General features: G+C 61.8%; 18 protein-coding genes. 8 read left to right on the forward strand and 10 right to left on the reverse strand.

What is annotated here, in order from left to right; translation table 11 throughout:
* Window positions 1–103 precede the first annotated feature (103 nt).
* The 3 genes from lepB (at window position 104) to rrtA (ending at window position 1997) form a co-directional block, all read left to right on the forward strand.
* The gene (gene lepB / locus ACH6CX_RS14645; RefSeq protein ID WP_396675694.1) at window positions 104–700 is read left to right on the forward strand and encodes a signal peptidase I; all 597 of its coding nucleotides are present in this window, start codon (window positions 104–106) and stop codon (window positions 698–700) included.
* Window positions 701–769: 69 nt separating this feature from the next.
* A complete protein-coding gene (locus ACH6CX_RS14650; RefSeq protein ID WP_237063313.1) occupies window positions 770–1348 on the forward strand; it encodes an SLATT domain-containing protein in 579 nt (192 codons plus the stop codon).
* Window positions 1349–1370: 22 nt separating this feature from the next.
* Window positions 1371–1997, forward strand: coding sequence for a rhombosortase (gene rrtA, locus ACH6CX_RS14655; RefSeq protein WP_396675696.1), 627 nt, complete (start codon window positions 1371–1373; stop codon window positions 1995–1997).
* A 33-nt stretch (window positions 1998–2030) separates the two neighbouring features.
* Here the strand turns inward: rrtA and ACH6CX_RS14660 are convergent, their stop codons facing one another.
* From ACH6CX_RS14660 to ACH6CX_RS14680, 5 genes are all read right to left on the reverse strand, one after another.
* On the reverse strand, window positions 2031–2909 hold the full coding sequence (locus tag ACH6CX_RS14660) for an aldo/keto reductase (protein WP_237063317.1): 879 nt from the start codon (window positions 2907–2909) through the stop codon (window positions 2031–2033).
* A 161-nt stretch (window positions 2910–3070) separates the two neighbouring features.
* On the reverse strand, window positions 3071–4381 hold the full coding sequence (locus ACH6CX_RS14665) for a glycosyltransferase family 4 protein (RefSeq protein WP_334078742.1): 1311 nt from the start codon (window positions 4379–4381) through the stop codon (window positions 3071–3073).
* Window positions 4381–5118: a hypothetical protein gene (locus tag ACH6CX_RS14670; RefSeq protein WP_396675699.1), complete on the reverse strand. Its 738-nt coding sequence runs from the start codon at window positions 5116–5118 to the stop codon at window positions 4381–4383. The genes ACH6CX_RS14665 and ACH6CX_RS14670 overlap by 1 nt, the downstream gene beginning before the upstream one ends.
* Before the next feature lie 185 nt (window positions 5119–5303).
* Window positions 5304–5915, reverse strand: coding sequence for a serine O-acetyltransferase (locus tag ACH6CX_RS14675; RefSeq protein ID WP_237063323.1), 612 nt, complete (start codon window positions 5913–5915; stop codon window positions 5304–5306).
* 2 nt (window positions 5916–5917) lie between these two features.
* A complete protein-coding gene (locus tag ACH6CX_RS14680; protein ID WP_396675701.1) occupies window positions 5918–6874 on the reverse strand; it encodes a glycosyltransferase family 2 protein in 957 nt (318 codons plus the stop codon).
* Between the two features lie 410 nt (window positions 6875–7284).
* Here ACH6CX_RS14680 and ACH6CX_RS14685 point away from each other — a divergent pair, with 410 nt between their 5' ends.
* The 4 genes from ACH6CX_RS14685 to ACH6CX_RS14700 are packed head-to-tail and all read left to right on the forward strand — an operon-like array spanning window position 7285 to window position 11669.
* Window positions 7285–8346 (forward strand): XdhC family protein, encoded by a 1062-nt coding sequence (locus ACH6CX_RS14685; RefSeq protein ID WP_396675703.1) that lies wholly within the window; start codon window positions 7285–7287, stop codon window positions 8344–8346.
* 14 nt (window positions 8347–8360) lie between these two features.
* Window positions 8361–8933, forward strand: coding sequence for an NTP transferase domain-containing protein (locus ACH6CX_RS14690; RefSeq protein WP_396675705.1), 573 nt, complete (start codon window positions 8361–8363; stop codon window positions 8931–8933).
* The gene (locus tag ACH6CX_RS14695) at window positions 8930–9409 is read left to right on the forward strand and encodes a (2Fe-2S)-binding protein (protein WP_334078832.1); all 480 of its coding nucleotides are present in this window, start codon (window positions 8930–8932) and stop codon (window positions 9407–9409) included. The genes ACH6CX_RS14690 and ACH6CX_RS14695 overlap by 4 nt, the downstream gene beginning before the upstream one ends.
* On the forward strand, window positions 9402–11669 hold the full coding sequence (locus ACH6CX_RS14700; protein ID WP_396675707.1) for a molybdopterin cofactor-binding domain-containing protein: 2268 nt from the start codon (window positions 9402–9404) through the stop codon (window positions 11667–11669). Before ACH6CX_RS14695 ends, ACH6CX_RS14700 begins: the two co-directional genes overlap by 8 nt.
* Before the next feature lie 129 nt (window positions 11670–11798).
* Here the strand turns inward: ACH6CX_RS14700 and ACH6CX_RS14705 are convergent, their stop codons facing one another.
* The 3 genes from ACH6CX_RS14705 to purL all read right to left on the reverse strand — a co-directional run bounded on the left by ACH6CX_RS14705 (window position 11799) and on the right by purL (window position 17505).
* Entirely contained in the window at window positions 11799–12122 is a 324-nt protein-coding gene (locus tag ACH6CX_RS14705; RefSeq protein WP_237063333.1) for a TfoX/Sxy family protein, read from the reverse strand.
* A gap of 496 nt (window positions 12123–12618) precedes the next feature.
* Window positions 12619–13377, reverse strand: coding sequence for a carbonic anhydrase family protein (locus ACH6CX_RS14710; RefSeq protein ID WP_396675710.1), 759 nt, complete (start codon window positions 13375–13377; stop codon window positions 12619–12621).
* A 264-nt stretch (window positions 13378–13641) separates the two neighbouring features.
* Entirely contained in the window at window positions 13642–17505 is a 3864-nt protein-coding gene (gene purL, locus ACH6CX_RS14715; RefSeq protein ID WP_237063335.1) for a phosphoribosylformylglycinamidine synthase, read from the reverse strand.
* A 454-nt stretch (window positions 17506–17959) separates the two neighbouring features.
* Between purL and mltF the strand changes: the two genes are divergently transcribed.
* Window positions 17960–19438: a membrane-bound lytic murein transglycosylase MltF gene (gene mltF, locus ACH6CX_RS14720; RefSeq protein ID WP_237063337.1), complete on the forward strand. Its 1479-nt coding sequence runs from the start codon at window positions 17960–17962 to the stop codon at window positions 19436–19438.
* A 66-nt stretch (window positions 19439–19504) separates the two neighbouring features.
* Here mltF and ACH6CX_RS14725 read toward each other — a convergent pair whose 3' ends face one another.
* Window positions 19505–20977 (reverse strand): NAD(P)/FAD-dependent oxidoreductase, encoded by a 1473-nt coding sequence (locus ACH6CX_RS14725; RefSeq protein ID WP_237063339.1) that lies wholly within the window; start codon window positions 20975–20977, stop codon window positions 19505–19507.
* A 27-nt stretch (window positions 20978–21004) separates the two neighbouring features.
* Complete coding sequence (locus ACH6CX_RS14730) at window positions 21005–21691, reverse strand: TVP38/TMEM64 family protein (RefSeq protein ID WP_232941354.1); 687 nt, start codon at window positions 21689–21691, stop codon at window positions 21005–21007.
* Window positions 21692–21707 lie beyond the last annotated feature (16 nt).

Raw genomic sequence — 21707 nt, forward strand, 5'->3', positions numbered from 1 at the left:
CCTGGCCCCGGCCGACTCCAAGGCCGGACAGTGGAAAAGGGATTGTGCAATGAACCAGGGATCGGGATTCAGGCTGAAGGATCACCGCGGAATACTCCTCTTTGTGGCGCTGATGCTTATCTTTCGCAGCGCCCTCGCCGACTGGAACCACGTACCGACCGGGTCGATGCGGCCGATCATCCAGGTGGGCGATTACATCCTGGTGGACAAGCTGGCCTACGACCTGCGCGTACCCTTTACCCATCGCTCCCTGGTCCGCCTCGGCGAGCCGGCGCGGGGCGATATTGTTGTCTTCGATTCCGGTGTGACCGGCAACCGGCTGGTCAAGCGGGTAATCGGCACACCGGGGGATACCGTGGCGCTGCGGGGTAACCAACTGGTTCTCAACGGGGTGCCCGTCCAGTACCAGCTGCACACAGATAGCCCTGCCTCCCGTGAACTGCTGGAGATGCTGCCGGGCCAACCCCATCCGGTGCGCCTGGAGCGGGAAGCCAACAGGCTGTCCAGCTTTGCGCCGGTCAGCATACCCGCCGACTATTTCCTGGTCCTCGGCGACAATCGTGACAACAGTGCCGATTCCCGCGTGATAGGGCTTGTCCCCCGCCGGGAAATTGTCGGCAGGGCACACCGGGTCCTGCTCTCCCTCGACTACGACAATTACTTCCTGCCCAGGCAGGGGCGCCTGCTCAGGCCCATCTGACGGGGGATCACTCCAAATTCCACGCAAAAGCTGTACACTGCCGGCGAACAAGTAGAATAAGTCCCCGGCATGGCCACGATCCCCAATACCGTCGAAGTCCTGGAAAAACTCCGCTGGAACGCTCACCTGTGCAAGCACAGCCACTTCCGCGCCTCCATGCGTGGGCGCAACCTGCATGTGCTGTGCGGGGTGCCCATCGTGGTGATCAACCTGTTCCTGGGCTCCCTGTTTTTCTCCCTTATCAATGCCGAATTGCCCGACTGGACCAAGTGGGCGGGTGCCGGCCTGGCGCTGGTCACTGCACTACTGGGTGGCGTACAGACCTTTTTCAATTTCAAGAAGAACTACGAAGGGCACCGGGAGATAGGCAACGAGTACCTGGCCGTAGGGCGGGAGTGTGAGCGGCTGATTGCACTCTATTTTGACCGGATCCTGGACCTGGAACACCTGTCGGCCAAGATTGCGGAACTGAACGCGCTCTACTCCGATATCAACCAGCGCGCCGAGGAGTTTATCGTTTCCAATACCGACTACCGGGAGGCGTTACGCATCCAGAACAAGAAGGCGGAGCGCGAACCCTCCCTGGTGGAGCAGGCCCGCCGCGGTCACCTGGAGGCACAGCGGGAACCCGAGGCCAGCGTAGCCTGAAAACAGCAACCGGGGATAAACCATGCATCACCTGCTGGAAAAACTCAGCCTCTGGGCCGGGCCGGCGGTCCTCATTGGCCTCGCCTGCCTGGTGCAATTCTCTCCCCAGGACCTGGATGCATTGCTGCGCTACGACCGGGCCCTGGTCCTCTCGGGCGAGTACTGGCGAATTGCCAGCGGGCACTTCACCCATACCGACCTGAACCACCTGTTGCTCAATGTAGCGACACTGCTGCTGTACTGGGTCCTGTTCCCAAACCGCCATCCCCTGACCCGCCTGCTGATCGAGGTTTCCGTGCTGGCAACACTGTGTGGACTGGCGCTGGTGCTGTTTGAGCCACATGTCAGCTGGTATATGGGGCTTTCCGGGCTTGTTCATGCCCTGCTGGCACTCAGCGCTACCCAGGAAATCCTGCAGCGCGAGACACGTTGGCGGGGCACGCTGCTGCTCTCCATCCTGGCGCTGAAGGTTTACTCGGAGTACTACGGCACTGAGGGTTCCCTGGTATCCCGGTGGATCGACGCCCCGGTTGTGCACGACGCGCATTTCTGGGGGCTGGCCTGCGGGATTGTGGCCGCCCTCTGTATCCGCGTCGGTGCCCTGCTGGGGGAACCCCTGGCGCGAGGGACCGGAGCGCTGCGTCGCTAGAGCTGGCAGCTGCCGGGCAAGTTACGCCGTACCCTACTCCGGCACCTGCACCTGCCGGTTGGATTCATGCGCGGTGTCCGGATCTCCGCCAAAGCGGAGGTCACGATTGAGGTTATCGATCGTCGCCAACTCCTCATCGCTCAATTCAAACCCCCACAGCTCCAGGTTGCCGGTCATGTGCTCGATGCTCTCGGCCTTGGGAATCACAATCCGGCCCTGCTGGACATCCCATTTGAGGATAATCTGCCCGGCATTGACCCCGTGCTTTTCCGCCAGTTCCTGGATCACCGGGTCACTGACCGGCTTCTCCCGGGTCTTCACATCACTCCAGCCCCCGGTTCCCAGGGGGGACCAGCAGGACACCGCCATCTGGTGGAACTGGCAGTATTCCACCAGTGCTTTCTGGGTGAAGTAGGGATGCAGTTCCAGCTGGTTGTAAGTGGGCTTGATGCGGGCGAAGGTGGCGAGCTGCTCTATATCTGACTTGCGGAAATTAGACAGGCCCAGGGCACGGATTTTCTTTTCATCGTAAAGCGACTCCATCGCCTCCCAGGTCTCGCGCGTGTAGGCTGGCACGGGCCAGTGCACCAGGTAGAGGTCCAGATATTCCAGTTCCAGGCGCTCGAGACTCCGCTCGAATGCCGCCTGCGTATCGCTGCCCTGCTCTGTATCCCACACCTTGCTGACGATAAACAGCTCGTCGCGCGGAATTCCGGACTGCAGGATGGCGCGTCCCAGGGCGCGCTCGTTGCCGTACACAGAAGCCGTGTCAAAGTGACGGTAACCCACTGCCAGGGCCTTGAGGAGAGTATCTGTGACACGGCTGTCATCCTGTTGCCAGGCCCCGATAGCAGCGGTGCCAAAGCCGATCTGGGGAATTTCGACGCCATTATGGAGTGTGATTGTGCGCATGGGGGTACCTTTCAGGCCGGACGGGTAAGCCGTCACCACTGCGCTCCGGAGCACCGGGCGACAGGCGATTCTCATGATGATTTGGCCTGAGTCTAGCCCATCTGGTGCATGGCGCAGTGACGCCCTGGCGGCTAGGTCCAGCCGCCGCCGGCAGACCTGGACTAGCTCCGTTTCCCGCCATCGACTGTGGCTGCCCGGCACTGCCCATCAGGTTGTTGTACCGCAACCACCTCGCGCCCCAGTGCGCGATAGATCCGCTCCAGTTCGTCGATGCGCGCCTGCCAATCCATTCCAGCGGTTGCCGCGCTGCGCCCGGCCAGGCCCATTGCCTCTCGCATGCAGGAATCTTCAGCCAGCTTGCAAACCGCAGCTACCAGGCCCTCGATGAATCCCTCAACGCTGCTGACCGGTACCCGGATCCCGGCATCCTGCGGCAGGTAATCCGCCGGCCCACCCCAGTCCGCAGCAATTACCGGCAGCCCCGCCGCCATCGCCTCCATGACCACCGCCCCGCCAGCCTCGCGCAGGCTCGGCAAAACAAAAACATCGGCGCGCCGATAACAGTCGGCCAGCCCGGATGCGTCCACCCAGCCGGAAAAAACCACCTTTGACTGCAATCCCAGTGCTTCGCCCAGGCTCTCCAGGGCGGTGCGCTCTGCGCCATCGCCGACAACTTCCAGCACTACCGGCAATCCGGCCGGGAGCCGGGCCACTGCCCGCAACAGCAGGTCCACGCCCTTGAAGGAGACCAGCCTCCCGCAAAACAGCAGGTGCAACCTGCCGGGCTGACGACCTCCCACTCTCGGTGCGTACTCGCGCGTATCCACCGCATTGGCAACGAGCTCGCAGACCTCGCCCCGCAGGCCAGGCGGCAGCGCCGCCCGGGTACGCGCATTGGAAACCAGAACCATCCGGGCGTCGGGAAGACCGCGGCAAAATGCCGCCATGGGACGTGCCAGAGCGCGTACGCCGCTCACCAGCAGCCGGGACAGGAGGGGCTCCCGATAACGAAACGCCGGCGGATAATCCATCGCCCCGTTCAGGGGGCCGATAATCACCGGCACACCAAATCCGTGCACCAGTGATGGTGCCCGGGGCGAGATCGGGATTGGCTGGTGAATCAACGCCAGGCCATAACTACGGACAAGGCGATGAATCAGGGGGCGTGCCCGCCATTGCATAATCAGCCACAGCAACATGCCGGTGGTCATCGTATGGATACGCTCCGGCAACCGGCAGCCCAGTTTCGCCACCCAACGCTCCAGGCGGATTTCGGGCACATAGTGGATGTAGCCCGTGAGTGCTGGATACGCAATATCCAGCCAGCACCGGTTCCGGGCATGCACCAGCAGGTGGGCATGGATGTGACGGCGATGGAGTTCCAGGAAATAGCGCAATGGCCGCGCCGCCTCCCCCCCGAAAGACAGTGAGGCATTCGGCGCGAATAGCAGCACCGGGTCATTGGCGGGCATCACATGCCCTCTTTGACCGCTCTGCCGGGAACGGCATCAATCACAAACTGGAAGGAAGTTCGCACCAGGTATAACAGCCAGGACGCAATACCAAGGAACTTGCTGCCGTCTTCGAAAATATGGTGAAGCGGCAGGATATCCTCCGGCAACTTGTCGACGGCCAGCGACAACGTGAAAAAGCCACCGGCGCAGAAAAAAATAAGGAAGTCTGTGTTCAGCATCGTCCGCCAGAAGCGCACTAGGTAGGCCACCATACAGAACCCGTACAGCAGGATCACATAGCGTTCCCGAAGACCAAAATAATACGGGAACACAACTTCATGCAGGAGAAACAGGTCATCAAGAAGAAGCAGTATGATGAAGGCACCGGACCAGAAAAGAAATGATTGTTGCTTCCTGTCACGGCCAAGTCGACCCACAAGCGCTGCGCAAAACAGGGAAATTGCGGCGGCGGCACACCATAGCAGAATGCCAAGATTCGACAGGATGCCGGTATAAAAAGGGGCCCGGATCACAGCAACAGGATCGCGGGTAAGGTTTTGCACAGGGACGCCCAGCCCCTGTGATATGACCACCAGGGCCAGCAATCCGAGGAAAACTACCAGGTAGAGCAGTACCAGGCCCTTGCCAAGCCTGCGAAACTGAATCAGCAGTCGGGTGACCAGCTGGCCTGCCAGCTGCAAAACAATCCGCACTGGCGATACGCCAGGGCACGGCGGTGCCTGCTCCATTTCCATATGGGATCGACCGTCATCCAATTGCCACAGAAGTTTCCTGCATTAGACACGCATCACACCGCGAATGGCAACTAGTTTTAATAAATCGCTTAGCGTCGAAAAGAATGGCAGCAAGCGTACCAATTTGAAGGTTCTAAAATGAAAAGTTATCCAGGGTGTACCACCCGGGGCAGCAGATACCGGACTTAATTATCGACAACCTCCACCTCCCGGGTATCGGCTTTCCGGGTGACATTGATACTGGCTCTCGGTGCCCGCACGCGCGCGCCTGCGGGGACGTCAACACTGACCACTGCATTGGCCCCGATCGAGACATCATTCCCAATCGTAATATCACCCACAATTACCGCACCGGCACCCACATTGACCCGGGAGCCGATTGTTGGCTTGGCGTTGCGGTCGCTTGCACTGGCAATTCCAAGAGTCGTGTTCTGCCGGAAAACCACGTCGTCGCCGATAGAGCGCGCGCCAAGAACAATGCCACCAAAATGTTCAATCTTCACCCTGCGCCCCAGACCGACGGTGTAGTCCAGTTTGATCCCACACAACCACTGGCAGAGTATCCGCCAGATACGGTAAGCGACTGTCAGTGGCGCACGCAGCAAGCGGGAACGTACCCCCATACGCCAGTTACCAAAGCGGTGGCAAAATACTGCCCAGAACCCCTGGCTCAACCAGTCGCGGTCATGGGTGACAAAATCTTCCCTGACCAGCGCCCAGAAACCGATGCCGGGGGGATTGCAGTTTCGATCACCTTTCGGCAGCGGTGCGGCAGCGGTCGATCGTCCCTTCTCCATACTCAGTTCCCCAACATGGCTTTTTTAAGGAAGCGCCCCATGGAATGGCCATCAACCCGGCGGCGCCGCGGAATAAAGATGGCCAGCAGGTTATTGGCCATGCGCCCAAGCAGCCAGGCGAAACCGGCGGAAAAGGCATAGAGCCGTGAATGATTCTTGTAAAAGTAGCGATTCCAGGATTCATACCAGTAGTCCGGCATGGGCCGGGCCGCCGACTGGCTGCCGACAATATTTGTCGCCGCACCGGCAAGGTGCACAATCCTGGATGCCGGCAGCGAGTAAATCGCTACGCCCTGTCGGCGTGCACGACGCATATAATCCACCTCCTCAAAATAGAGAAAGTAACCACTATCCAGGTGACCAAGGCGGCTCAGCACCTGCTCACTGAGAAAAAAACCGGCCCCGGTAACCCAATCGGCCTCGATCGGTTCCTCCGGAACGCCCATACTGACCCGGCGATGGGGAAAAAATCGGTCGATTAGTGACAGGGAAACTGCGCGTTGCATCTCCGAGACCAGTGAGGGGAAACGGAATGCAGAAGGCCTGGGCACCAGGTTTTCATCCAGCAGCGTGGACCCGAGAATACAGAGATCCCCCCGGGCGCGGGAAAAAGCCACCAATGCATCAATGGCGCCCTCCACTGGGTAGGCGTCCGGGTTGAGGAAGTAGTAGTAATCGGGATTCAGGCCACTGCGTGAAACCGCTTCGAGGGCCAGGTTATTACCATAGGAGAAGCCGCCGTTATGGCTACTGTCGATCAGGTTGATGGAGGCGGCATGCGAGCTGCTTGCCCGGGCCCGTGACAACAGCCCCCGGGAATCATCCGTGGATGCGTTATCGACGATAAACAGGCTTAACTCTATGCCGGTGTCGTTCACCGAGGAGAAAACCCTCTCGATATTCTCTGACACCAGGTGTCCGGTATTGTAATTTACAATAATAACCGCAACGTCAGTCATGCTCTTCCCTAAGTGATTAACCTGTTGCCGGGCGGCGCTTGCAATCGCATACCCGTACGCAGTCGTTGCCCCATAGCATCCTGTCCCGGAGCGCGGTAGACCAGGGCTCGATCATAGCGCTCATGCATGACGCCGTAAAACTACATCAAATTACATTGGCAGCAATTCGGGGTCTCCCCCCCCCGACAACTCATGGTATCGGCCCGGGGCTTGCTGTTATTCGAGCCACAAGAAGATGCAATGGGCGCCAAATGCTCAACAGCTGCCGTCAGGACCGGCGGGCTTTCACATCCCTTCCCGGTGATGGGGCCAGCGACGGTCCAGGTGCGACAGGAAGCGGTGCAGCAATAAAGTGAATCAGTTAGTATCGACAGCAGGTGTCGAACCCAGAACCATAAACAGGCGGTCCTATGGCAAACCAGCTGACAGCCCTGCTCGATCTCTGGTACGGGCAACGCAGAGAGCGCACCTGGGTGTTGGGCAGTATCTACCGCACTGCCGGCCCCTGCTATCGCAAGGCCGGGGCAATGATGCTGTTCGATGACCTGGGCCGGCATTATGGCCTGCTCAGTGGCGGCTGCCTGGAGGCGGACATCCAGCGCCATGCCCGACAGGTCGCCCACTCCGGTGCGGCCAAAACGCTGTGCTATGACGGCAGCGACGAGGACGACTTCGCGTTTCAGCTCGGTATCGGCTGCGGCGGCATTGTGCATATATTGCTGCAGCCGGTGCAGGCCGACAACGATTACCTGCAACTGGGCCGGCTGCGCGAGCAGCTGCAGCAGCGCCAACCGTGTTACTACCTGCAGAAAATACCGGTCAACGGTGAAGTAGCAGCAGGTGTCGAGCCGGCCGGGAACAGTGGGCCGACGGGGCGCGCCACATTGGTGCAGCGCGAGGATGGCGACTGGCTGCGGACTCCCGTTACACCGCCTGCCCATATCCTTGTTGTTGGTGCGGGCGTGGATGCACGGCCCATGGCCCAACTGTTCCGTACCCAGGGCTGGCAGGTAAGCCTGTGCGACCCGCGCCCGGCCAACGCGCGGCCCGCCTATTTCCCCGGCTGTCACTGTTATTCCTGCCCTCCCGATGAACTCAGCCAGCACCTCGACCTGTCCCACATTGATGCCGCCGTGATCATGAGCCACAACCTGGAGCTGGACGCGGCGGCAGTGCGCCTGCTGCAGGGACAGCACCTGCGCTACCTGGGCCTGCTCGGGCCCACCAGCCGGCGGGACCGGGTGCTGGCACTGGCCGGCACGTCGCTCACAGAATTGAACCGAAACCTGGACACCCCCCTGCGGGCGCCCATTGGCCTGGATATCGGTGGGGAATTGCCGGAGAGCATCGCGCTGTCCACCTGTGCAGAGCTGCATGCGGTGCTGCACGGCGGAAGCGGAAAATTTATTACCGACCTCGACGAGTCCGCCGCATGCGATGAGCCGGCGGGGCCGCGACGCGTCCCGGCCTGATGCGGGGAAGGACAATGGAGCAAGTCCAGCCAATCATCCTGGCTGCCGGTGCTGCCAATCGCTTCGGCGCCTGCAAACTGTTACTGCAATACCAGGGGAAAACACTGCTGCAACGCTGTGTCGACACAGTGACATCAATGCAGTTGCCGGACCCCATTATTGTCAGCGGTGCCTGGCACCGGCAGCTTGAAGAAACGCACCCGGAGCTGGACCTGCGTGAGCACCATGGCTGGCGCGGCGGTATGGGCAGCTCACTGGCATTCGGCATCCGCCTGTTGCCGGAGCAATATGATGCAGCCCTGGTGTTACTGGCGGACCAGGTGGCAATCTGCACAGCGGATATTGCATCCCTGCTGGCGGAATGGAAGAAGCATCGCGGAATAGTGTGTAGCTATTACACCGAACGGCGCGGTGTACCCGCCATTTTCCCAAGACAGCTCTTCCCCCGCCTGGAGGGGCTGGACAATGATCGCGGGGCCCGCGGGATACTGCGGGACCAACATGCCGATGTCATCAGTGTGCCGGTTGCCAACGCCGCTATCGATATCGACACCCCCGAAGACTGGCGAGCCTACGGAGAAAAATAATGCAGCTGACCATCAATGGCGAAAAACACGAAATAGACGTGGACGAGGATATGCCTCTCCTGTGGTTATTGCGGGACGAACTGCAGATGACCGGCACCAAGTTCGGCTGTGGCCAGGGGCTCTGTGGCGCCTGCACCATTCACCTGGACGGACGCCCGGTGCGCGCCTGCCTCACCCCCGTAAACGCGGCCAGCGGCAAGGCTATCACCACCATCGAGGGTTTGTCGGCAAACGGCGACCACCCGCTGCAACAGGCATGGATCGAGCACAATGTGCCCCAGTGCGGTTACTGCCAGAGCGGCCAGCTGATGAGTGCCGCCGCACTGTTGCGGGACAACCCGAACCCGGCGGACAGTGATATCGACCGGGCCATGACCGGCAACCTGTGCCGCTGTGGCACCTATCCCAGGATCAAGGCGGCGATCAAGTCTGCCGGCAATTTCGTCAACGCAGCAGGGGAGAAGGAAAATGCCTGACAACAACAGCCCCGTGGAAAATGTCAGCCGCCGCCATTTCCTGAAACTGACCGGACTCGCCGCCGGCGGGCTGGTACTGGGCACTGCCCTGCCCGGTTGGCAGCCCAGCTGGGCAACACCGGCCGGGGACGCCAGCGAGCTCAACCTGTTTATCAGTATCGCGCCTGACGACACCGTTTCAATCATCTGCCACCGCTCGGAGATGGGCCAGGGCATCCGCACCGGCCTGCCCCAGGTAGCCGCTGACGAGCTGGAAGCCGACTGGCAGAAAGTGGAGGTGGTACAGGGCCTCGGCGACAAGCGCTACGGCAGCCAGAACACCGACGGCTCACGCAGTATCCGCCGCTTCTACGACACCATGCGCCGCATGGGTGCCAGTGCGCGCACCATGCTGGAGAGAGCTGCGGCCGAGCAATGGCAGGTGCCCGCCGGCGAATGCGCGGCAAAAAACCATCGTGTGGTGCATACACCGTCCGGGCGCAGCCTGCCATTCGGCGAGCTGGCTACGGCGGCAGCCGGGCAGCCGGTACCGGATGAGGAGGAACTGCGGCTGAAAGGCAGCGAGGATTTCCGCTATATCGGCAAGCCGGTCAATACTGTCGATACGCCGGCCATGGTGGTGGGCGCGGCCGATTTCGGCCAGGATGTCAGCATCGACGGCATGCTGATTGCCAGCATCGAACGGGCCCCCGTGCTGGGCAGCACCATCGAGAAACTCGATGACCGCGCGGCGCGCAAAATAAAGGGGGTGGTAGCCATAGAGCGACTCGACGGCGGCACGGAACCGCCATTGTTTCACGCCCTGAGCGGGGTGGCGGTGCTTGCCACCAACACCTGGACCGCCCTCAAGGCGCGCAAGGCACTGCAGGTTACCTGGAGCCGGACCGGCCATCACGAACACAACAGCGATGCCTACCTGGAAACACTGCAGCAACGTGTTCGCGAGCCAGGCAAGAAGATCACCGACCACGGCAACGTGGAGGGTGCGCTGGCGTCAGCCAGGAGAACCCATGAGGCGGTCTATACGGTACCCTACCTGGCCCACGCCACCATGGAACCGCCCAGTGCCACCGCCGTGACCACCGATAAAGGCTGCGAGATCTGGGCCTGCGTGCAGGACCCCCAGTCGGTACAGCAGCATGTCGGCAATGCGCTGGGACTGGAGCCGGAACAGGTCACGGTCAATGTCACCCTGCTGGGCGGCGGTTTTGGCCGCAAGTCAAAACCCGACTTCGTGATCGAGGCGGCCCTGTTGTCGCGCAAGATGCAGAAGCCGGTCAAGGTTGTATGGAGCCGTGAGGATGATATCCGCCATGACTATTACCATGCCGCCAGCGCCGAATATTATCGCGCCGGGCTGGACAGCGACGGCCGGGTAACCGGCTGGCTGCAACGGGCCGCATTCCCCTCCATCGGCGGCACTTTTTCACCAGGTGTGGACCACCCGGCCGGGTTCGAACTGGACCTGGGTTTTGCCGACCTGCCCTTTGCCGTAGACAACCGCCGCTCGGAAACCCAACAGGCGGAATACCATGCCCGTATCGGCTGGCTGCGCTCGGTTAGCAATATCCAGAACGCTTTTGGTCGCTGCAGTTTTGCCGATGAGCTCGCCCACGCCGCCGGTGTCCCCGCAGACCGTTTCCTGCTCGAGCTGATTGGGCCGGATCGCACCATTGACCCCAGCCAGGGGGATTACAAATTCGGCAATTATGGTGAGCCGCTGGAGAAATTCCCGTACGACACGGCGCGCCTGAAAAACATCCTGCGCCGCACTGCGGCACGGGCGGACCTGTCATTGCGCGGCGACCACAAGTCCGGCAATGGTGAGGGCTGGGGCATCGCGGTGCACCGCAGCTTCCTCTCCTACGTGGGCATTGCCACCAAAGTGCGCGTGCAGGACAACCGGCTGGAAATACTGGAGATGCACGCAGTGGCCGATGTGGGACTGGCGGTCAACCCGGACCGGGTGAAGTCGCAGATGGAAGGCTCGATGATTTTCGGCATGAGCCTGGCCTTACTGGGGGAAATCCGTATGGAAGAAGGTGCGGTAGCCAACAGTAATTTCCATGACTACCAGCTGCTGCGGATGCACCAGTGCCCACCGCTGGAAGTGGAACTGGTGGCTTCAGATGAAGCGCCGGCGGGCGTCGGCGAACCCGGCGTGCCGCCGGTGGCACCCAGTATTGCCAATGCCATTTTCGCAGCCAGTGGCCGCCGCTATCGGGAACTACCGCTGAACAGGCACTTGCAGCTGGGCTGATGCCGGTGATGGCCGGCGCTGCCCGGGGGCTTTATCAAAGCTTTCCAGCGGGACCGGCCGACACGACCGTAATACAGTTCGGCGGAGCCGCCGGGAAGCCTTGTTTCGCGGCGAAAATAATCGAGGGGGTTATTTCGGCGGCAGGGATCCGGCAAACTCGGCACCACGGCAAACCCAGTCGTCCAGGTCCGCAAGGATCGCGTCCTCCTCGACATACACCATGCCCTTGAGTGGCCGGCCGGTGTAATCCATCGGGCGGGTATAGCGCTCGCCCAGGGCCTCCTGGTAATTATCGGGGCCCACGCGCACCATCAGCTCCTCGCCAACCACACCGCAGGCCATATTGCCGTTCAGCATAAATGCCAGGCCACCAAACATCTGCTTCTCGGTAAGCCCGTCGTTTTCCTGTAAAAGCTCACGCACCTTTTCTGCAAGCTCTTCGTTGTAAGCCATAGCAACCTCCTCGGAGTTTCTTGCCGCAAGCGGAATCAACGATTTAGTAGGTGGTGGGACACCGGCGGTCCCGCGCCACACCACACGAATGCCCAGCTGGCGCCGGCAGCGGACAGTGGGTAGCGATAAAAAGTGGAAATCTCTGCCTGCAACGCTGCTCCCGGGGCGGTGAGCGCAGGCTGGTGAATTCAGCGACTGGTTGCAGAAATTGCACCATATATAAAAAATTATTTTGGAGTGACAGTTTAAGTGTAGCAGGAAATATGGTTTTTTCCGGTCAATGCTGGACTTTCTGGCCAGGCGGCACTACACGCCTCCACTTCCGACAGCCACCAAAGCCGGGATCCTGCGACACAGAAGTCCACCCAGCGCAGTCCTGGTAAAACGGTGCCACTAAAAAAAGCCCACTCGATGAGCGGGCTCCCCGGGATTTCCGTGCGCGAAAAAGTTGACGCTGCCGTGCTCATCGCCTGACTTGAGGGTCCGGCGGGCTGCTTTACCCGAGCATTTCCAGTCGGCCATCATCCAGGTGGTAAAGCGCGCCGGCAATTTTTATCTTCCCTTCCTTCTCCATTTCAGACAATACCTGGCTGCGCTGGCGGATATCATCCACCGCCCGGCGTACATTGGTGATCGCCACCATATTGACGAACTCTGCATTCTTGCTGCTGCGATCGCCTTCGTACTCGGTTGCCTCAATGGCCGGTTCGATATGATTGAGCAGTCCCGTGAGATTCCCCAGTTCCACACCGTCAATGGCACCTTTTACCGCGCCACAGGATGTGTGCCCCATTACCAGGATGGCTTTGGACCCCGCTGCTGCACAGGCAAATTCCAGACTCCCGAGAATATCATCGTTACAGATATTGCCCGCCACCCGGGCGTTGAATACCTCGCCAAGCCCCTGGTCAAGCAAGATTTCCGCCGGTGTGCGGGAATCGATACAGCTCACTATTGCCGCGGCAGGATACTGGCCCCTGGCACTGGCGCGCTTCTGGGCGAGGAAGTCGTGGTCTTCCATTTTTCCCGTACGAAAACGCTGGTTCCCCGCCTGCAGGCTCACGAGCACCTCATCCGGAGTCATTTTATCCCGCTCTTCCTTTGTCAACGCTGCCGCATAGCTGAGCCCGGAAAGGCCGGCCAGCCCGGCACTGGAGGCAATACCCAGTGCACCTTTCAACAACTGCCGGCGCGTAAAATTAAAACGGGTCCCGTCAGTGCCTCTGCAACCCTTCCCTGCCGCTCTGTCGGTCATAACTATCCCTCCACCATGGCCAAACCACAAGACAGGATACGCTGCCAGGCTGCAAACAGTTCGGGTTGCCAGCAATTTCTGTCAGGGAAATCCACGAGGCTCCGGCATCATGAGAAGCAGGGTTGTTATTGATGGGCAGTAACCCCCAGACCTTGCCGGGCGTAACTGACCCCGGGGATCCACGGCAGAAACAACCGACATAAAAAAGCCCGCTCATGGAGCGGGCTTTGGGTTTCCCGGCGAGCCGGCGCGTAATTGCCGGTCTCAGTCGACAAAGACGCGCGCATTGCGGAACAGGCGCATCCAGCCGGAATCCTCTTCCCAGTCATCCGGGTGCCAGCTGTTGCTGACGGCACGGGCGACCCGCTCCGGGTGCGGCATCATGATGGTGACGCGCCCGTCCTCGGAGCACAGCGAGGTAATACCGTTGGCCGAGCCATTCGGGTTGGCCGGGTAGGTCTCGGTGATCTGGCGATGGTTGTTCAGGTAGCGCATGGCGATGGTGCCGGATTTCTCGCAGGCTTCCAGAGCCTCCTGGTCCGGGAACTCCACCCGACCCTCGCCGTGGGCAACCGCCACCGGCATCCAGGAACCGGCCATGTCGTTGAACAGCACCGACGGGGAATCTTCGATACCCACCAGCGCAAAACGCGCCTCGTACTGTTCGGACAGGTTACGCACAAAGCGCGGCCAGTGCGCCGCCCCGGGGATCAGCTCCTTGATCACGGAGAACATCTGGCAACCGTTACAGACTCCCAGGCCGAAGGTGTCCTGGCGATTGAAGAAGCCCTCGAACTGGTCGCGGGCGCGGTCGTTAAAGAGGATGGTCTTGGCCCAGCCCTCACCGGCACCCAGCACATCACCATAGGAGAAGCCCCCACAGCCCACCAGGCCCTTGAACTCGTCCAGGGTAACGCGGCCGGCCAGGATATCGCTCATATGGACATCCACGGCGTTGAAGCCGGCACGATGGAACGAGTGCGCCATTTCCACCTGGCTGTTGACGCCCTGCTCCCGCAGGATCGCCACGCGGGGGCGCTCGCCCTTCTTGATATAGGGCGCGCTGATATCCTCGTTGATGTCGTAGGTCAGGTTGACCGACAGGCCCGGGTCGTCGCGGGTAATCGCGGCGAATTCCTGTTCGGCGCACTCGGCGTTGTCGCGCAGGGACTGGACCTGGTAGCTGGTTTCGGACCAGGCCCGCTGCAGCTCGGCACGGGAGCGGCTGAAGAATTCGCGGCCACCGCGGGTGATACGCACATTGTCGTCGCGGTTCAGGTAGCCGATCTGGTGCGCCGGCACGCCCACAGCGCCGAAGCGCTGCACCAGGATTTCCGCCTCATTGGCAGGCACCTGCAGCACGGCGCCCAGCTCTTCGCTGAAGAGCGCCGCAATCACGTCCTCACCCAGCTCGTAGATATCCACATCCACCCCGGTGCGCCCGGCGAAGCACATCTCGGCCAGGGTCACGAACAGCCCGCCGTCGGAGCGGTCGTGGTAGGCGAGGATGATGTCCTCTTCCAGCGCCTCCTGCATGACCTCGAAGAAACCCTTCAGCAGTCGGGCATCATCCAGGTCCGCGGGCTTGTCACCCAGCTGGTTGAAAACCTGCGCCAGGCAGGAACCGCCCAGGCGGTTCTTGCCCGCACCCAGGTCGACGAATACCAGCTCGCTGTCGCGCCCGACCTTGAGCTGCGGGGTCACGGTCTTGCGTACGTCCGTGACCGGCGAGAATGCGGAGATGACCAGGGACAGGGGGGCCGTGACCGCCTTGTCCAGGCCGGCATCATTCCAGGCGGTGCGCATGGACATGGAATCCTTGCCCACCGGGATGGTGATACCCAGCTCCGGACACAGCTCCATACCCACCGCTTCCACGGTGCGGAAGAGCTTCTCTTCCTCACCGGGGTGGCCAGCGGCGCACATCCAGTTGGCAGACAGCTTGATATCCGACAGCTTGCCGATACGGGCGGCGGCGATATTGGTGATCGCCTCGCCCACCGCCAGGCGACCGGACGCGGGTGCATCCAGCAGGGCCACCGGGGTGCGCTCCCCCATGGCCATGGCCTCGCCGGCGTAGCTGTCGTAAGCCACGGTGGTGACGGCACAATCCGCCACCGGCACCTGCCAGGGGCCAACCATCTGGTCGCGGGCCACCTGCCCGGTCACGGTGCGGTCGCCGATGGTGATCAGGAAGCTCTTGCTGGCCACGGTGGGCAGGCGCAGGACACGGTCCACCGCCTCGTCCAGCTCGATATCCTCGGTCACGAACGGGGTGGTGCTGACCTTGCGCTTGTCGGCCTTGCGATGCATCTTCGGCGGCTTGCCGAACAGTACCGACATGGGCAGGTCGACGGGCTTCGCCTCAAATTTCTTGTCGTTGAGCAGCAGGTGCTTGTCTTCGGTGGCCTCGCCCACCACCGCGTAGGGCGCGCGCTCCCGCGCACAGATCTGCTCGAACTTCTCCAGGTCGTCCGGCATCACGGCGAGAACATAGCGTTCCTGGGACTCGTTGCACCAGATTTCCAGCGGGCTCATGCCCGGCTCGTCACAGGGAACGTTGCGCAGCTCGAACTTGCCGCCGGTGCCGCCGTCCTTCACCAGCTCGGGGAAGGCATTGGACAGACCGCCGGCACCCACGTCGTGGATAAATGCAATCGGGTTTTTGTCGCCCAGCTGCCAGCACTGGTCGATCACTTCCTGGCAGCGGCGCTCGATTTCCGGGTTCTGGCGCTGCACCGAGGCAAAGTCCAGATCCTCGGAACTGGTGCCACTGGCCATACTGGAAGCCGCACCACCGCCCAGGCCGATCAGCATGGCCGGGCCCCCGAGCACCACCAGTTTGGCGCCGGGAGCGAATTCCGGCTTGTCGATGTGCTCTTCGCGGATATTGCCGTAGCCGCCGGCGATCATGATGGGCTTGTGGTAGCCGCGGCGCTCGCCGTCGAAATCATCCTCGAAGGTACGGAAGTAACCGCAGATATTCGGGCGGCCGAACTCATTGTTGAACGCAGCGCCACCAATGGGCCCCTCAATCATGATGTCCAGCGCGGTAACGATGCGCTCGGGCTTGCCATAGTCCACTTCCCACGGCTGCAGGTAACCGGGGATCTGCAGGTTGGAGACAGTAAAGCCGGTCAGCCCCACCTTGGGCTTGGAGCCGCGGCCCACGGCACCCTCATCGCGGATCTCGCCACCGGCACCGGTACCGGCGCCCGGGAAGGGTGCGATGGCAGTCGGGTGGTTGTGGGTCTCCACCTTCATCAGCATATGGATCGGCTCCTGGCTGAAGCCGTACTCGCGGGACTCCGGGTCCGGGTAGAAGCGGCCGGCTTCAGAGCCGGTGACCACCGCCGCGTTGTCCGCGTAGGCGGACAGCACGTTGTCACCCCCCTTCTGGTAGGTATTGCGGATCATGCCGAACAGGGACAGGTCCTGGTCCTCGCCGTCAATGGTCCAGCTGGCGTTGAAGATCTTGTGGCGGCAGTGCTCCGAGTTCGCCTGGGCGAACATCATCAGCTCCACGTCGGTGGGATTGCGCTCCAGCTCCTCGAAGCTCTTCAGCAGGTAATCGATCTCGTCGTCCGCCAGCGCCAGGCCCAGGCTCACGTTGGCCTCTTCGAGGGCATTGCGACCGCCGTCCAGCAGGTCCACGGTGCCCAACCGGCGCGGCTTCTCGACCTGGAACAGCTGCTCGGCCTGGTCGAAGTCGGACAGCACACTCTCGACCATACGGTCGTGCAACTGGGCAGCCAGCGCCTCCCGTTCAGCGCCGGTTAACTGGATACCGGTAAGGTAGTAGGCAACACCACGTTCCAGCCGGTGGATCTGCTCGAGGCCGGCGTTATGGGCGATATCGGTGGCCTTGGAGGACCAGGGAGAGATAGTGCCGGGGCGCGGCACCACCAGCAGCAGCTCGCCTTCGGGCTTGTGCTTTTCCTCGGTGGGGCCGTACTGCAACAGGCGCTCCAGCAGCGCCTCTTCCTTTTTGTCCAGCTTGTCGGTATCGGCAAAATGCACGAACTCGGCGTAGACATCTTCGATCGCGGGCTGCAGGGAACGCAGCTGGCTGAGTAACTTTTGGTGGCGGAATTTCGACAGTGCGGGAGCACCACGCAGAACTAGCATCGCGGGAGTTTGCCTCTTGTCTGAATGTGAGAATCGGCGCGCCAGGTGTCGCACCGCGCCCCCGGGAGAGCGCCCGGGGTTGGGAAGGGCGCAATTGTACCCGAACCGCGGCGACTCCAACACTGTCCAAGTATGGTTATCCGCCCGGCGAGAGCCAGCTCCCGGACGCCCAAAGCACCCGGCTGCAGCCGGGCAGGAAAAAGGCGGCGGGTTCAACGTGATGTGGTTCTCCGCGCCGCTGGGACCCAGTCGGCCCTACTAGACTTGTTGGGTAAGTACAAGTAGCCAGATCACAAAGCAAAAACCCGCCAGCGAGCAATTTCTCGCCATATGGGTTAGAATCGCGGACCTTTTGCCGGACCGGCCATGCTCAGGATGAGCTCCACCGGCAACCGCTGGCGCGAAAGCGCACCGATGAAAGCGATAAGAACTAAGGGACTAGAGGGGACTGTTTATGATCATGAAAAGCCGCATGTTGCGATACAGCCGCCGCCTGGCCAAGGGCCTGGCGCTGGCCTGCTGTGCCTCGCTGATCGTGGCGAGCAAGGCCCCGGACACGCTCGAGCAGGTCAAAGCGGCCGGCAAGCTGGTGGTCCTGTCCCAGAATGGTCCCACTACTTATTACGAGGATGCCTCCGGCACCCATACCGGGTTCGAGTATGGCCTGCTGCGGGCCTTCGCCGAAGACCTGGGCGTGGACCTGGAGATTCGCGACGTTCACGACCTGGACGAGATCTTCACCCGCCTCGACTCCCCGGCAGAGGGCGCCCACCTGGCGGCGGCAGGCCTGACTGTCACCCCCATGCGCCGGGACCAGGTGCGCTTTACCCCCTCCTATTTTGAGATCCGCCAGCAGGTGATCTATCGCCTGGGCGAGAAACGCCCGCGCTCAGTGGGCGACCTGCAGGGCAAGCAGGTGGCGGTGATCGCCGGCAGCGCCCACGCCGAGCAACTGCGCCAGCTATCCGGCCGCTACCCCGACCTGCAGTGGGACGAGATCTCCGATGTCGACGCCATGGAACTGGTGGAAATGGTCGATGAGGGCAAATACCCCTACGCGGTGGTGGACTCCAATGCCTATGCCGTGCACCGTGGCCTCTACCCCAACACCCATATCGGCTTCAACCTGACGCAGTTCCAGCCTGTGGCCTGGGCATTCCCCCGCGGCGAGGATGACAGCCTCTACCGGGCAGCCCGCAATTTCATGCTACGCGCCAACACCAACGGTACGGTGGCGGAGCTGCGGGAGAAGTTCTTCGGCCATGTCAGCGAGATGAACGTGGGCGGCGCCCAGGCCTTTGCCAAGAGCACCCGCGAGCGCCTGCCCCAGTGGCGCGAGACCATGGAAAAAGTCGCTGACCAGTACGAGCTGGACTGGCACCTGCTGGCCGCCCTCAGCTACCAGGAATCCCACTGGAATCCCAAGGCTCGGTCCCGCACCGGCGTCCGCGGACTGATGATGCTGACCCGCGGCACCGCGCGGGAGCTGGGCGTCGACCGGATGGACCCGGTCGAGAGTATCGAGGGTGGCGCCCGCTATATCGTCGAGCTTCGCAACAAGATTCCCGAGCGTATCCGCGAACCGGACCGCACCTGGATGGCCCTGGCCGCCTACAATGTGGGCTACGGCCACCTGGAGGATGCGCGGGTGCTGACCGAGAAGATGGGCGGCAACCCGGACCTGTGGACCGATGTCCGCGAGCGCCTGCCGCTGCTGGCCAAGCGCCAGTATTACAAGGGCACCAGGCACGGCTACGCCCGCGGCTGGGAACCGGTGACCTACGTACAGAATATCCGCCACTACCAGGCACTGCTGACCTGGAACAGCCGTATCGAGGAACAGCGCCTGGCCGAGGCCGCCAATGATGCGGCCAATGAAGAGGCCCTGGCTGACAACGGGCCGCTCGAGAGCGGTGCCATACCGGCCTTCTGAATCCCCTCCCCTGTCCGAAGCAGTACCCGAGGCGGCGGGCTATGCCCGCCCAGCCTCACCCTCTTCCTAGCCACGCCGCCAGCGGTGGAATCGCTCTAGTAAACCAAGCACGCCCTGTGGCGCGTGGGCGCGTTTCCAGTTGCCGGCCACGAAGCGGTTGGCCTCCATCATGGTGGGATAGATATGGATAGTGCCCAGCAGCTTGTTGAGGCCCAGGCCGTGCTTCATCGCCAGCACGAACTCCGCAATCAGCTCACCGGCGTTTTCACCCACGATGGTTGCCCCGAGGATCCTGTCCTTGCCCGGTACCGTGAGGACTTTGACAAAGCCCCGGGCGGAACCGTCGACGATAGCCCGGTCCAGGTCGTTGAGGTCGTAGCGGGTCACGGTGTAGGGGACACCATCGGCGCTGGCCTGGTGTTCACTGAGGCCCACGCTGGCCACCTCCGGGTCGACAAAGACCGCCCGCGGTACCAGGGAGTAATCCACACGGAATTTCTTCAGGTCGCCAAACAGGCCGTTCACCGCCGCGTACCAGGCCTGGTGCGATGCCATATGGGTAAACTGGTAGGGGCCCACCAGGTCACCTGCGGCGAGAATATGGCCGATCTCCGTACGCAGGAAATCATCGGTAAGCATATGGCCGTCCTTCACCAGGCCCAGCTCCTCCAGCCCCAGGCCGGTGACCCTTGGCCGGCGCCCCAGCGCCAGTAACAGCTGATCGAACTCCAGCGTGGTTTCGCCGCCGTGGCCGGACACCGTCACCCGGCCACCACTGCCGTCGCGGGGCAGGAAACCGGTTGCCTTGCAGCCCGTGAGCACTTTCACTCCGCCAGCCACCAGGGATTCCTCCACGGCCTCGGATACCTCGGCATCTTCCGCCGGCAATAGTCGCGGGGCCATTTCCACTACCGTGACACTGGAGCCCAGCCGCGAAAAGGCCTGGGCCAGCTCACAGCCGATGGCACCGCCACCCAGCACGACAAACTTTTCCGGGGCCCGCTCCAGGCTGGCAAACCGCTGCCACAGCGTCTCGCTGGTAACGTAGTCCACCTGGTCCAGGCCGGGCAGTGGCGGCACCAGCGGTTCGGCACCAGTGGCGAGTACGATCGCACGTGCAGTAAGTACTCGCTCACCACCACTATTGAGACGGATTTTCACCGTCCAGGGGTCCACCAGCTGCGCCCTGCCCTGCACCACATCCACACCCAGCCCGGTGTAGCGCTCCACACTGTCGTGGGGCTCGATGCTTTCGATGGACGAACGTACATGGCGCATGACCGCTGGAAAATCGATCTCCGGCTCTGCCAGTTTTACCCCGAAGTCCGCTGCCTGCCGGGCACCATGGGCCACTCGCGCGCACTTGATCAGCGCCTTACTGGGCACACAGCCGGTATTCAGGCAGTCACCGCCCATGGGACCGGCCTCCACCAGGGTTACACTGGCCTTGATCGCTGCAGCGATGTAGGCACTCACCAGCCCGGCAGAACCGGCGCCAATCACGATCAGGTTGCGGTCGAACTTCTTGGGCTTGGCCACATCTGCCTCACTTGTCAGTGGGTTGCTTCAGGATTCACGGGCGCGGTAACGCTCGATTGCGTTCAGGACTTTCTTCGCCAGCAGCGGGAACACTCCCAGCAGGACAAAGGACAGTACCAGCCCCGGGGACAGGATATCGCCGGGACTGTCCACCTGCGCCAGCTGGGTACCGGCATTCACGTATACGAACGTCGCAGGCAGCATCCCCAGCTGGCTGACCCAGTAGAAAGTCCAGGTGGGGATCCGCGTGAGCCCCATGACGATATTGATGATGAAGAAAGGAAACACCGGCACCAGGCGCAGGGCAAACAGGTAAAAAGCCCCCTCCCGCGCCATCCCTCGATGGATAGCCTCCAGGCGATCGCCAAAACGTGCCTGCACCCAGTCGTGCAGCAGGTAACGGGAGACCAGGAATGCCAGGGTAGCGCCGATCGTGGACGCAAAGGAAGTAATGACAGAGCCCCACAGCAAGCCAAACAGTGCCCCCGCCGCCAGCGACATGATAGCCGCCCCGGGCAGGGAAAGTGCGGTAACCAGGATGTAGAGCGCTGCGAAGAGTAGCGCCACCAGCAGCGGCGACTGGCGCTGCCACTGGGCAAACTGGGCCTGCCCCTGTTTCAGGCTTTCCAGCGTCAGGTACTGGTTCAGGTCAAAGGCGAAAAAGCCAATGCCCAGGAGCAGCAGCAATGCAATCAGGACAATTTTCTTGGTCAAAATATGCTTCCCCAAC

The sequence above is a fragment of the Microbulbifer sp. JSM ZJ756 genome, from assembly GCF_044383805.1.
Taxonomy (GTDB): Bacteria; Pseudomonadota; Gammaproteobacteria; order Pseudomonadales; family Cellvibrionaceae; genus Microbulbifer; species Microbulbifer zhoushanensis.

Coding starts and splice junctions, on each gene's coding strand:
- ACH6CX_RS14650 (WP_237063313.1), top strand. CDS start 770: ATGGCCACGATCCCCAATACCGTCGAAGTCCTGGAAAAACTCCGCTGG.
- rrtA (WP_396675696.1), top strand. CDS start 1,371: ATGCATCACCTGCTGGAAAAACTCAGCCTCTGGGCCGGGCCGGCGGTC.
- ACH6CX_RS14660 (WP_237063317.1), bottom strand. CDS start 2,909: ATGCGCACAATCACACTCCATAATGGCGTCGAAATTCCCCAGATCGGC.
- ACH6CX_RS14665 (WP_334078742.1), bottom strand. CDS start 4,381: ATGCCCGCCAATGACCCGGTGCTGCTATTCGCGCCGAATGCCTCACTG.
- ACH6CX_RS14670 (WP_396675699.1), bottom strand. CDS start 5,118: ATGGAAATGGAGCAGGCACCGCCGTGCCCTGGCGTATCGCCAGTGCGG.
- ACH6CX_RS14675 (WP_237063323.1), bottom strand. CDS start 5,915: ATGGAGAAGGGACGATCGACCGCTGCCGCACCGCTGCCGAAAGGTGAT.
- ACH6CX_RS14680 (WP_396675701.1), bottom strand. CDS start 6,874: ATGACTGACGTTGCGGTTATTATTGTAAATTACAATACCGGACACCTG.
- ACH6CX_RS14685 (WP_396675703.1), top strand. CDS start 7,285: ATGGCAAACCAGCTGACAGCCCTGCTCGATCTCTGGTACGGGCAACGC.
- ACH6CX_RS14690 (WP_396675705.1), top strand. CDS start 8,361: ATGGAGCAAGTCCAGCCAATCATCCTGGCTGCCGGTGCTGCCAATCGC.
- ACH6CX_RS14700 (WP_396675707.1), top strand. CDS start 9,402: ATGCCTGACAACAACAGCCCCGTGGAAAATGTCAGCCGCCGCCATTTC.
- ACH6CX_RS14705 (WP_237063333.1), bottom strand. CDS start 12,122: ATGGCTTACAACGAAGAGCTTGCAGAAAAGGTGCGTGAGCTTTTACAG.
- ACH6CX_RS14710 (WP_396675710.1), bottom strand. CDS start 13,377: ATGACCGACAGAGCGGCAGGGAAGGGTTGCAGAGGCACTGACGGGACC.
- purL (WP_237063335.1), bottom strand. CDS start 17,505: ATGCTAGTTCTGCGTGGTGCTCCCGCACTGTCGAAATTCCGCCACCAA.
- mltF (WP_237063337.1), top strand. CDS start 17,960: ATGATCATGAAAAGCCGCATGTTGCGATACAGCCGCCGCCTGGCCAAG.